12 protein-coding genes are annotated in these 12,011 nt (G+C 57.2%); 4 read left to right on the top strand and 8 right to left on the bottom strand.

Translation table 11 applies throughout. From position 1 onward, the window contains the following. The first annotated feature begins 175 nt into the window (after positions 1–175). The 4 genes from GZH47_RS17195 (at position 176) to GZH47_RS17180 (ending at position 4,208) form a co-directional block, all read left to right on the top strand. Positions 176–1,192 (top strand): iron-hydroxamate ABC transporter substrate-binding protein, encoded by a 1,017-nt coding sequence (locus GZH47_RS17195; protein ID WP_162641937.1) that lies wholly within the window; start codon positions 176–178, stop codon positions 1,190–1,192. A 4-nt stretch (positions 1,193–1,196) separates the two neighbouring features. Beyond that, positions 1,197–2,207 carry a FecCD family ABC transporter permease gene (locus tag GZH47_RS17190; RefSeq protein ID WP_162641934.1) on the top strand — a complete coding sequence of 337 codons (1,011 nt, stop codon included), beginning with the start codon at positions 1,197–1,199 and terminating at the stop codon, positions 2,205–2,207. Beyond that, positions 2,204–3,214, top strand: coding sequence for a FecCD family ABC transporter permease (locus GZH47_RS17185; RefSeq protein ID WP_162641931.1), 1,011 nt, complete (start codon positions 2,204–2,206; stop codon positions 3,212–3,214). The genes GZH47_RS17190 and GZH47_RS17185 overlap by 4 nt, the downstream gene beginning before the upstream one ends. A 253-nt stretch (positions 3,215–3,467) precedes the next feature. Next, positions 3,468–4,208, top strand: a complete 741-nt coding sequence (locus GZH47_RS17180; protein WP_162641928.1) for an SDR family NAD(P)-dependent oxidoreductase — start codon at positions 3,468–3,470, stop codon at positions 4,206–4,208. A 98-nt stretch (positions 4,209–4,306) separates the two neighbouring features. Here the strand turns inward: GZH47_RS17180 and GZH47_RS17175 are convergent, their stop codons facing one another. The 8 genes from GZH47_RS17175 to GZH47_RS17140 all read right to left on the bottom strand — a co-directional run bounded on the left by GZH47_RS17175 (position 4,307) and on the right by GZH47_RS17140 (position 11,938). Further along, positions 4,307–5,539 carry an MFS transporter gene (locus GZH47_RS17175; protein ID WP_162641925.1) on the bottom strand — a complete coding sequence of 411 codons (1,233 nt, stop codon included), beginning with the start codon at positions 5,537–5,539 and terminating at the stop codon, positions 4,307–4,309. Between the two features lie 198 nt (positions 5,540–5,737). Next, positions 5,738–6,421 carry a glycosyltransferase gene (locus GZH47_RS17170; RefSeq protein ID WP_162641922.1) on the bottom strand — a complete coding sequence of 228 codons (684 nt, stop codon included), beginning with the start codon at positions 6,419–6,421 and terminating at the stop codon, positions 5,738–5,740. A gap of 114 nt (positions 6,422–6,535) precedes the next feature. Next, the gene (locus GZH47_RS17165; protein ID WP_162641920.1) at positions 6,536–7,195 is read right to left on the bottom strand and encodes an HAD-IA family hydrolase; all 660 of its coding nucleotides are present in this window, start codon (positions 7,193–7,195) and stop codon (positions 6,536–6,538) included. A 105-nt stretch (positions 7,196–7,300) separates the two neighbouring features. Continuing rightward, the gene (locus tag GZH47_RS17160; protein ID WP_162641917.1) at positions 7,301–8,158 is read right to left on the bottom strand and encodes a M15 family metallopeptidase; all 858 of its coding nucleotides are present in this window, start codon (positions 8,156–8,158) and stop codon (positions 7,301–7,303) included. 126 nt (positions 8,159–8,284) lie between these two features. Next, positions 8,285–9,106 carry an SDR family oxidoreductase gene (locus tag GZH47_RS17155; RefSeq protein ID WP_162641913.1) on the bottom strand — a complete coding sequence of 274 codons (822 nt, stop codon included), beginning with the start codon at positions 9,104–9,106 and terminating at the stop codon, positions 8,285–8,287. A gap of 271 nt (positions 9,107–9,377) precedes the next feature. Further along, entirely contained in the window at positions 9,378–9,974 is a 597-nt protein-coding gene (locus tag GZH47_RS17150) for a TetR/AcrR family transcriptional regulator (RefSeq protein ID WP_162641910.1), read from the bottom strand. A gap of 121 nt (positions 9,975–10,095) precedes the next feature. Then, positions 10,096–11,256: a sensor histidine kinase gene (locus GZH47_RS17145; protein ID WP_225446108.1), complete on the bottom strand. Its 1,161-nt coding sequence runs from the start codon at positions 11,254–11,256 to the stop codon at positions 10,096–10,098. Continuing rightward, the gene (locus tag GZH47_RS17140; protein ID WP_162641907.1) at positions 11,249–11,938 is read right to left on the bottom strand and encodes a response regulator transcription factor; all 690 of its coding nucleotides are present in this window, start codon (positions 11,936–11,938) and stop codon (positions 11,249–11,251) included. Before GZH47_RS17140 ends, GZH47_RS17145 begins: the two co-directional genes overlap by 8 nt. Between the last annotated feature and the right edge of the window lie 73 nt (positions 11,939–12,011).

Below are 12,011 nucleotides of genomic sequence, written 5' to 3'. Positions count from 1 at the left end.
CTCCCGCAGGTAATGATAATCATTCTCAATAAGTTCAAATATACATGACCTCGGATCTTTTTACAAGTTGATATTGACAATCATTATCAATGAATATATCTTTGTTAACGACAACACTGAGAATCATTATCAATCTATTTATCATCATAATCCATTTTAAAGGAGCTCTCCTATTATGAGAAAAGCATTATTTCCGGCTCTCGTAGCCCTCATCCTCATCCTAAGCGCATGCGGCAATTCCGCCAACACTGCCAACAACGCCGGCAACGCCGCCGCAGGCAGCAACGATTCTGCCGCTAACAGCACTGCGAACAACGCTCCAACCGGCACCAACACTTCCCCTGCTGACAATACTGCTGCCGACGATGCGTCCGGTTCCGGCACCATTACATACCAAGCCGAGAGCGGTCCCGTCGAAGTGCCTGCCAACTCGCAGCGCGTCGTCGTTCTGGCTTCCTTCACCGGCGATCTCATCCAACTCGGCGTCAACGTCGTCGGCGCGGATGCCTGGTCCATGAAGAACCCGCGTTTCGCCGATAAGCTGAAAGATGCCAAAGAAGTGACCGACGAGGATCTGGAGAAGATCATCGAGCTCGATCCCGATCTGATCATCGGCCTGGACGGCGTCAAAAACCTTGATAAGCTCAAGGAAATCGCGCCGACCATCCTCTACACCTACGGCAAAGTCGACTACCTGACGCAGTTTCTCGAAATCGGCAAAGCCCTTAACAAAGAGAAAGAAGCGCAAACCTGGATCGACGGTTTCAAGACGCGCGCGGCGGATGCCGGCAAGGAAATCAAAGCGAAGATCGGCGAGAACGCGACCGTATCCGTTATCGAGAACTTTAACAAGCAGCTGTACGTATACGGCGACAACTGGGGCCGCGGCACCGAAATCCTGTATCAGGCCATGGGCTTGAAGATGCCTCAGAAGGTCATAGACACTGCGCTCAAAGACGGCTACTTCGCGCTTTCCACGGAAGTCATGCCGCAGTTCGCGGGCGACTATCTCATTATGAGCAAATTCAGCGATACCGACAATTCGTTCCAAAACACCGATACGTATAAGAATATTCCTGCCGTGAAGAACGGCCATGTCTTTGAAGTGAACGCCAACGAGTTCTATTTCAACGACCCGAACACGCTGGACTTCCAGCTTGATTTCTTCAAGAAAAGCTTCCTGGGGAAATAAGGCGATGGCTGATGCAACCGCTCGCTCCATCCCATTCGCCTACAAACTGATAGCGGGAATCGTATTCTTCATCGCAATGTTCTTCGCCGCCATGGTATTCGGCGCCGCCCACACGACGGTGAAGGACGTGTGGCTCGCGCTTACGACCCACCGGACGGGCGAGAACCTCTCCATCCTCCGCGATATCAGGCTGCCGCGCGAAGTCGCGGCGATCTTCGTCGGAGCGGCGCTTGCCGTATCCGGATCCGTGATGCAGGGCATGACGCGCAATCCGCTTGCCGATCCCGGACTGCTGGGCCTTACAGCCGGTGCTAACGCAGCACTGGCATTTACCATCGCGCTCGTGCCGTCGGCGGGCTACTTCTGGATTACGGTCGCCTGCTTCGTCGGAGCCGCCGTCGGTTCCCTGCTCGTGCTCGGCGTCGGCGCCGCGAAGAAGGGCGGCTTCTCGCCCCTGCGCATCGTACTGGCCGGTTCGGCTATTTCGGCGTTTCTGTACGCTGCCGCCGACGGTATCGGCCTCGGGTTCAAAGTAGCCAAAGACGTCTCCATGTGGACGGCCGGCGGCCTGATCGGCGCATCATGGGACCAATTGCAGGTCATCATCCCGTTCATCTCGGTCGGTATCCTCGTGGCGCTCGCCATGTCGCGGCAATTGACGATTCTGAGCCTGAGCGAAGACATTGCCGTCGGACTCGGCCAGAAGACCGCCGCCATCAAAGCGGTGCTGTTCCTCGTCACCGTCATGCTTGCCGGCGCCTCCGTGGCGCTGGTCGGCAACTTGACGTTTCTCGGGCTCATGATTCCGCATATCGTGCGTTCCATCGTCGGTACGGACTACCGCTTCGTGGTGCCGATGTCGGCGGTATCGGGCGCTGCCTTCATGCTCATGGCCGACACGCTCGCCCGGACGCTCAATGCGCCGTACGAAACGCCGGTCGCCGCGATCGTCGCCGTGATCGGACTGCCCTTCTTCCTCTTCATCATGCGGAAGGGAGGCCATGCGTTCAAATGATTCGTTCCGAAGTTATCCGCAAACAGCGGCTTATTATCTTGCTTCTGATGGCGCTTATCACGCTGACTCTATTCGCCAGCATGGGGCTGGGCTACTCCAAGCTTTCCTACGACCGGCTGCTGCCGACGTTATTCGGGCACGGTACGTTCAAGGAGCATTTCGTCCTGTTCGACGTCCGCCTCCCGCGCATCTTCATCACGCTCTTGGCGGGCATGGCGCTGGCGCTGTCCGGCTCCATTCTGCAGAGCGTGACGCGCAACGACTTGGCCGATCCCGGCATCATCGGCATCAATTCCGGCGCCGGCGTCGGCGTCGCGCTGTTCTTCCTGTTCATGCCGATCGATTCGGAGTCGTTCGCTTACTTGCTGCCGATGATCGCTTTTGGCGGAGCGCTGGTAACGGCGGTGCTCATCTATCTGTTCTCGTTCAAAAGGCATGTCGGCCTGCAGCCCGTACGGCTCGTCCTGACCGGCGTCGGCTTCTCCATGGCGCTCTCGAGCGTCATGATCATGCTGATCTCGTCCGCCGACCGGGAGAAAGTCGATTTCATCTCCAAATGGCTGGCCGGCAACGTCTGGGGAACGGACTGGCCGTTCGTCTGGGCGCTCGTTCCTTGGGTGTTCATTCTCGGTCCGTTCGTGATGTACAAGGCGAATAAGCTGAACCTGCTGGCGCTGGACGATTCCATCGCCGTCGGCGTCGGCGTCTCCCTGTCGAAGGAGCGTCTCGCGCTGCTTCTCGCCGCAGTCGCGCTGGCGGCATCCGCCGTATCGGTGACGGGCGGCATCGCCTTCATCGGGCTCATGGCGCCGCATATCGCGAAGGCGCTGATCGGGCCGCGCAATCAGCTGTTCGTCCCTATTGCCGTCCTGATCGGCGGCTGGCTGCTCGTGCTTGCCGACACGATCGGACGCAACGTCGGCACGGCCTCCGGCATTCCCGCGGGTATCGTGGTCGCGCTGATCGGCGCGCCGTATTTCGTTTACCTGCTGCTGAAGAAGATATAGGCGCTTCGCGCAGGCGAGCTTGCTTCCTTGCACACAAGCCCATAAACCTATAAAGCCATAAACGCACAAACAAGCGCTTCGTCCCAAGGGGATCGAAGCGCTTGTTTGTTTACTATGAGATGTTTAGCTCCGCACTGTCTCGCCCGATCGACACAAATGTCATACCCATCGCTTCCTTCGAGGGTTACAATAGCAACTAACAGCAGGAAGCCGGCATAACAGAAACCAACGATCTTTTTAAGGAGCTGAGCACATGGAACTGAAGAATAAAGCGGCGATCGTAACCGGCGGCGGAACGGGGATCGGCAGAGCGGTCAGCCTGCTGCTAGCCGGCAAAGGAGCGCGCGTCTGCGTCAACTACTCCCGCTCGCGGGAGGACGCGGAAGACACCGTGCGGCTGATCCTTGAACAAGGCGGAGATGCCATCGCCGTTCAAGCCGACGTCGCCCGGGACGACGAGGTTCGCGCCATGGTCGAGCGGACGGCCGCGGCTTTCGGCGGCGTGCAGCTGCTCGTGAACAACGCCAGCATCACGCACCATATCGCGATGAACGATCTCGATTCGGTCACGGACGACGTATGGGATTCCTTGTTCGACGTGAACGTGAAAGGCATGTTCCGCTGCGCCCGGGCAGCCGCGCCTTGGATGAAGCAGGCCGGTCAAGGCGCCATCGTGAACGTCGGCAGCATTTCGGGCCAGACCGGGCTTGGCTCTTCGCTGCCGTATGCCGTCTCGAAGGCAGCCGTCCACGGGCTGACGAAATCGCTCGCCCGCGCTCTATCGCCGGATATCCGGGTAAATTCCGTCGTGCCGGGCGCCGTTGCGACCAGATGGTGGACCGGACGGGAAGAGCAGATGAAACGGCTCGCGCCTAACCTGCTGCTGCAGCGCATTTCCACGCCGGAAGACGTCGCGCAGCTGATCTGCGCCGCGCTGGAACAGGAAGCGATGACAGGCCAATTGATCACGGTCGACAGCGGGCAGACGCTGTAGATCTCCATCAACGCAGAAGAGGAGGGCACCTATACAGGTACCCTCCTCTTCGTGCATTTATCGCCGAAGCAGCTCCTAACAATAGCACCAACGACCCGTTAGGCGCGCACCTTCTCGTCTTTCGGCAGAAATACGGCCAGAATGCCAAGGAGCGGTAAGTAGGCGCACAGCTTCATCATGTATTCGATGCTCGTCGCGTCGGCGATCCAGCCGAGAACGGCCGAACCGAGTCCGCCGACGCCGAACGCCAGGCCGAAGAACAAGCCCGAGACAAGCCCTACTTTACCGGGCATCAGTTCCTGCGCGAACACGACGATGATGGAGAACGCCGACGACAGCACGAAGCCTGCGCAGATGCACATGACGCTCGTCCAGAACAAGTTGCCGTAAGGCAGCAGAATCGAGAACGGCGCCGTCCCCAATATCGAGAACCAGATGATGTTTCTGCGCCCGTAACGGTCCGCCAGCGGTCCGCCGAAGAACGTTCCCGCCGCCGATGCGGCTAGGAACGAGAATAAGAATAACTGTGCATGCTGTACCGAAACACCATAGTAATCGATCAAATAAAAGCTATAATAGCTGGACAAGCTCGACATGTACACATGCTTCGTAAAGACGAGGAAAACAAGGATGGAAATCGCCCAGATCACTTGATTGCGCGTCAAGCCGAAACCTGAAGCGCGGTCCTTCTTCTCGCCGGAAGACGTCTTGGACTTCGGCTTCGCCGGGCGGGACTGCAGCGCGTTCTGGCTATACCAGCGCGCGACGTAGCTTTGAATAATGATCGCGGCAACCGCGGCGATCAGGAACCAGAGGACGCTGATCTGCCCGAGCGGCACGAAGATCGCGGCGCTCATGATCGGTCCGAGCGCGCCTCCGATATTGCCCCCGACCTGGAAAATCGACTGCGCCAATCCCCTCTTCCCGCCTGCGGCCATATAAGCGACGCGCGAGGACTCGGGATGGAAGATCGCCGACCCGATGCCCATCATCATCACGGCAATGACGATGTAAGCATACTCGGGAGCCAGCGCAAGCGCGGCAACCCCGACCAGCGTAAAACATACCCCCACAGGAAGTATATAAGGACGGGGACGGCGATCGGCGTACATGCCGACCATCGGCTGAATCACCGCCGCCGTAATGTTCATCGCGAAGGCGATAAACCCGATTTGCTTGTAGCTGAGATGCATCGAATCACGCAAGACCGGAAACAGCGCCGAAACGGTGGATTGCATCGAGTCGTTCAATAAATGCACGATGCTGATCGCGAATAAAATCGGGAAAACGGTCGCACTGACAGGTACCGCTTTCGTTAATGCTTTTGCCAAGTTGACATCCCCTTCTAAGAATCAAAAATTTCCTTATCATGCCCACCATTCTATTACACCCCTTCGCGCCGCACAATAATAACTTTTCTCCATCCGTATCCTTATTTGGATATCAAACGGCAAAAATCCCCTTCGGGCAAACCGCCGGCGCTTTGTCCGGTGCCTGTTTGCCCAAAGGGGATGCGATCCTGCGCCCGATCAGAAGCGCTGGGGAAACTGTTTCACGATGCCCGAGGATAACGCGTCGGCCAGCATGATAATGTGATTGATGCCTTTGTCGAACGCCGCTACGTCGCCGGCCCAGTCTTGTTTCAGCCGGGTCGCTGCTGCCTCGGCAACGAGCTGCAGATGGACGTACAGCAGATCTTTCAGCTCTTTCTCCGTCCAGTTCGGGTTCGCCTTGCTGAGAAACTTCGCCATCTCGTCCGCATTCCGGTACCACAGCTTGTTCTGTTTCTCCGCTTCGGCCGTATTGCCGGCCTTGAGCGCCTCCACGATCTTGCCTGCGAGCAGAATATGCTCTCGCAGCAGTTCGGCCAGCTTATTGCCGGCCGCCTCGCCGTAATACGGCTTGATCGCATTGCCGATATCCTGCTGATTTTGCAGCAGGCGCGCCAGGATGACTTGCTGGTCGGCCGTACCCGCGACGGCGCTGACGATATAGTTACGGGTCCAGGTTACGTGCTCGGTCCACAGCTTGCGCATGTCCTCTTGCAGCTTGACCGCGGCCGGGCTCAAACAGACTTTATGCGCGGCGGAATGGTCTGCCCTCGTCGCCGCCCGGGCTTGGGCGCCGTTCCCCGCGGCCCACGCCGTGAGCGGCGCCGCGCTTAGCGCGAGCGATAAACCGAGCAGACTTGCTTGCAGCAATCGGTTCTTCATCGGAAATGCAAAACTCCTTTATCGATGGGTTGGGCGGAAGATGATCCGTCGTTAGTGTAAACCATTCCTCCCCAACCCATTCCTTGGGAGCTTATCCCCTGAAGGAACGCAACACTACGCTTGAAGCTTCTGCAGCAGCGCCTCCAGGCTCACATCCGCAAGCGATTGCAGCTGCATATCCACCTCGCCGAACGTCAGGTAACGGGTGACATCGTTGGGAACCGTGACGCAGCGCATGCCGGCCGCCTTGGCCGCCTTCGCCCCGTTCGGCGAATCCTCGAACGCGACCGCTTCGTGCGGCTCGATGCCGAATTCGCGGATGACCTGCACATACAGCTCGGGATCCGGCTTCACCAGCCGCACGTCCTCGCGCGTCCGAACGCATTCGAAATACGGCAGCACGTTCAGCTTGGCGTTATGCCCGGTTATCCATGCCCTGCTCGCGCTCGAAGCCAATCCGATGCGCAGCCCGAGCTTTTGAGCCGACTTCAAGTAATCCTCCACGCCCGGCCGGATCGTTTCCTGCTCCAGCAGCCGCTCCAATTTGGTTTGGTATCTGCCGCGAAGCACCTCCCGGTCGACCGGCTTGCCCAGACAAGCCTCCAGATGGTCGTACGGGTTAAAGCCGCTGTTATTGGTGCCCACGCATTGCCCCCAGAGACTCAGTTCCAGTTCCTGCCCATGCTCAGCGAAAATTTCACAATGCGCCTTATATTCCGGCACCTCGGTATCGTAGATCATGCCGTCGAAATCGAATACGATCGCTTTTATCACCAGAAACGTCCTCCTCGGGGATGATGTCGTTCATTCCCTAGTAGTTCTCCGGGCAGCTACGTATTTCCTTTCCGGACCAAGAACGACCGGCCTGACCCTGGCCCATTATTGACCGCTGCCGCTCTGCGCCGTAACGATGATACCGTCAGCGTTATCGCCGGAAACCGTGTACGCGCCCTCGATGGGCACGCTGATCGCCGTCTCCCCGGAAGCCGCCGCCGGATAATACGTCACCGTATAGTTCACGCCGTCGAAGGCTTCCGTCATCGTCTTCTGCTCCTTAAGCGCGGACAGATATTCCTCCAGCGTCCAGTTATGCTCGTGCATCAACGCGCTATGCGGCAGCCCGACGTAGCGAAAATGCCACGGTTCGTACTGAATGCCGGTAATGTCCGTCTTATTCTTCGGATAGCGCAGAATGAAGCCGTATTTCCATGCATTCTTGCTCAGCCATTTGCCCTCGGGCGCCTTGCCCATCTCCTCCTCGGTCGAGCCGATATCCATGGAGAGTCCCAGGTTGTGCTCGCTGTACCCCGGCGGCAGCGCATAGTCCGAACCTTTCTCCTCGTAGAGCTCCTTCTGCGCCTCTTCGTCCCGGTATCCGCTGTTGATGACAAAATGACGGATGCCGTCCGCCCCGGCCGCGTCCACCAGCACCTGCCACTTCTCGGCAACGCGCTTGGAGAGCGCAATTGTCGTATCCATCAAACCGTAACCGCGCTTCAGCTCCGGATGTTCGAACACGTTGACGATATCCGTCAGCCTGCCGGCCTCGTGCACGGGATGCTCCTGATCCACAAGCAGCAAATTTCCTCGGTACAGCTGGTTATGCCCCGCTTGCACCGAATGCAGCTTCGTCTCCGGCATCGGTTCGACTTTCTCGCGGCCCCTATCCGCATGTTGCACGACCTGTATAACGATCAACACCAGCAAGACAAGACCTGCCAAATGTATTTTCTTCATGTACGCCTGCCCCTTCCGCCACTAAACTCTCGTCAGTGTAAGGCAATCATCTAAAGAAGAAACGGCGGAAGGATAAACTTTTTCTTAAATTCCGGCTGGCGCTAGTCGCCCTCTTCGCTTATACGGTCAGTTATAGTTCTTCGCGATCGTTTCCAAATACTCCTCGATCGGAACCGAATTTCGCAGCGCCAGCAAGTTCTTGCCCGCTTCGCCGACGATGGTGCGGAATTGATAGCTTTCCCCGGTCGCTTGCGCCGCGATGGCATCCACGATGATTTGCGGATCGTCCAGCTGGCTTTCGTCCCGGCTCGTCATCATGGCGGTGATTTTGTTCATGTAATCATCGTAATCCGTGATAGCTTCGTCCTTATTCCACTTGATGCTGTTCACGAAATTGTTGCCGGAGGAACCGCCCTGTTCGATGAGCCGCAGCTCGATATTGAGCGGTTTGAGCTCGTAATAGAGGCCCTCGATCAAGCCTTCCAGCGCGAACTTGGACATATTGTACAGCGAGCCGAGCGGAAGCGCCGTGGTCAAGCCCATGAAGGAGCTGATATTGATGAACATGCCGCCGCCCACGGCTCTGAAGTGGGGCAGAAACTTGCGAATGACGTTGATCGGACCGCGGGTGTTGACCGCGAACTGCCAATCGATCGTCTCCTCCGTCGCCAATTCCAGCGCCCCGTAGGACCCCATGCCCGCATTGTTGACGACGACGTCGATCTTGCCGAATGCCGCGATCGCATCGCTCACGGCAGTCTCCACTTCCGCCACATTCGTCACGTCCAGCTTGAACAGCTTGATGTTCTCGTACGCGTTAAGCTCCCGTTCCTTCTCCGGCGTACGCATCGTCGCGGCAACGTTCCAGCCGAGCTTCGCAAAATGAATCGCCGTCAATTTTCCCAATCCCGAACTCGTTCCCGTAATGAAAATCGTCTTCTTCTCCATGTGAATCCCTCCAGGGTATAGTAAAGTCAGTTTCGTAAAATCAGTACCTGAAATCAGTTTCGTAAAGTCCTTCGCCCGCCACTCTAGACCGAACGTTCATTCTAAAGTGCGCATACGACTACGACATGCATACGACCACGTCCATCCAGCATCGACCGCGGCACCCGCCGCTTTTCCCAGGTATATCTCTTCTAACGCGATGCGAGAGCATCACCAGCAACCGTACCAACCGAACGTTCGATCTAATGACCGCAAAAGAAGCAGGCAGAACCTATTCGTTCCAACCCTTTTCCTTGCTTACCGCGTTCCAACAGGCGAGAATCGTCTGCTCCGCCACGTTATCCGTCAGTTCCATATGCTGCTGCAAATGGCCCTTCAACAGATAAACGATGGACCCGTAATGCATTTGCACCATCATGCGAGGCTCCATATCGATGAATAACCCCTGATGGACTGCCTCCTCATACAAGCTCGCGAGCGGTCCGCACCAGCCGCCCTTGTACGCCTCCAGCTTGGATGCCTCGTGAATATAAGGAGAGAACGAATACTGCTCAATGAACCGAAAGCCGTTGGGATACTTCTTGCCGAGCTCGATGACGTTCTTCCACGCCCGCCGAAACCGCGCCTGGACCGTGTCCCCGTCATGCAAATCCCGGGTTACGAACTCCCCGTTGAACAAGACGATCGCTTTGTACAATTCGTTGATAATGTCTTCCTTGCTGCTGAAATAATGATAAATGTTGCCCGTCGATACGCCGGAATTCTTCGCGATCAGCGACATGGACGTCGCCTGCAGCTCTTTATCGATGATCAAATGCAAGGTCGTTTCAAGTACCGCTTGCTGCACTTTGTTATATCGCTCAAACATGTTCGAATCTCCGCCTCCTTTGCGCAGAGTTTAGATCGAATGATCGTTCTAATCTTAAATCAAACCGTTTCTCCCGTCAACCTCCCTTAATCCGGGCAGCGCGGACGGGATCCGGACGGTGTTATTTCGTGTTACTCGGCATGCCCGCGTTCTCGCCTTTCGCGAGCGAAGCCGGATTGGACTCCCCCTGGCGCGTCGGCAGCCGGACCTCGAAACAAGTACGCACGACGCTGCTGTCGACCTTAATCGTACCGCCATGCTGCTCCACGATATTGCGGACGATGAACAGTCCGATGCCGGTGCCGCCGTTATTGTTCGTCCGCGCCTGATCGCCGGTAAAGAACATGTCGAAGAGATACGGCAGCTGCTCGGGCGGAATGGAATCGCCGTAATTCACGACCTGCACGACCGCCTCGTCTCCCTCCAAGACGCAGTGAATGTCGATAAACTGCCCGTCGGCGCCGTAGCGGACGGCATTGGTCAGCAAATTCCCGAACACGCGGGCCAGCAGCTCTCCGTCGCCCTGCATCCGCACCTGCGTCCCGGCATGCAGCCGGACCGTCAGTTCCCTGCTCTCGAAGAGCGGGAACAATTCCTCGTTCAGCTGCACGAGCAGCTCGCTTAAATCCAAGTCCGCCACATGAAGCGGCGTCATGCCGTGGTTCATGCGGGTCACCTCGAACAGTTCCTCGATCAGCTTCTCCAGCCGCCGGGATTTGGCATAGGCGATTCCCGTATAATGGCGGGCTTGCTCCTTGGACAAGCCTTCGTCCCGCAATATAAAATCCAAATACCCGAGCACCGACGTGAGCGGGGTACGCAGATCATGCGCCAAGTTGAGCACGAGCTGATCCTTGCTGTTCTCCGCGAAATCGCCCCGTTCCACCGCCTTCTGCAGCTGTTCGCCCGCCAGGTTAATGTCGTCGGCGATGCGGCCGAACTCATCCTGCGAATGGATGATGACGCGCCCGCTGAAATCGCCCTTCGCCAGCCGGTTGATTCCCGTTGAAATGTGCGTGAAATACGCCGCGTACGGTTTCGTGAACAGGTAGAACAACAGGATCGTGAACGGAGTCATGAGGATCAAGGCGAATTTGAAATCGCCGAAGCTCGCAATGAACTGCCGCAGCCTGAACAACGGATCGTCCGCGAACCGAATGTGGGATAAATAATAGGATTCCAAGGACCGATAGGCCACGAACAGGATGATGCCGGACAGCAGCATGCTGAGACCGAGCAGCAGCAGCATCTTGGAACGGAAACTGATCGACGGCCTATCCATTGAACGTGTACCCGACGCCCCATACGGTCTTGATCCATTTGTTCTTGTCGTCCCCTAATTTCTTGCGCAGCGTCCGGATATGAACCATCACGGTATTGCCGCTTTCGAAATACGCTTCGCCCCAGACGCGCTCGAACAGCAGCTCGCCGCTGAACACTTTCTTCGGGTGGCTCGCGAGCAGGTACAGAATATCGAATTCCTTCGGCGTCAATTCCACGGGGCTGCCGTACTTCATGACGGTGTGCCGGTCGGGATCCACGACGAGCCCGGCGATCTCCAGCACGGGCGAGCTGCCGCCCGCCTGCTGGTTGAACTGCAGCGCGCGCCGCAGCTGGGCATTGACGCGGGCAACCAGCTCCATCGGGTTAAACGGCTTCGTCATGTAATCGTCGGCGCCGATGACGAGACCGGTGATTTTGTCGAGGTCGCTCGTCTTGGCGCTGAGGAAAATAATCGGCATCGCGGAATGCTCCCGAATCTGCCGGGTCACTTCGTAGCCGTCGAACCCCGGCATCATAATATCGAGAATCGCAAGATCGACCGTCTGCGACTGGACGGCTTGGACGGCTTCGGGACCTGTTACCGCCTTGATGCAGCGGTAGCCTTCCTTGGCCAGATGCAGCTCGACCAGATCGGCGATCTCCGCCTCGTCGTCCGCGATCAGTATCGTCATTGACTTCATGCTTTCGCTCCTAAGCTGGCAAGCGGCGTTGCCGGTTTTTTCTTATTTTATCCTATTCGGGCATGCTTACTGA

It is taken from the genome of Paenibacillus rhizovicinus, assembly GCF_010365285.1.
GTDB classification, from domain to species: Bacteria; Bacillota; Bacilli; order Paenibacillales; family Paenibacillaceae; genus Paenibacillus_Z; species Paenibacillus_Z rhizovicinus.
The sequence above is the reverse complement of the archived record's forward strand: the minus strand, read 5'-3'. Positions and strand labels throughout refer to the sequence as shown.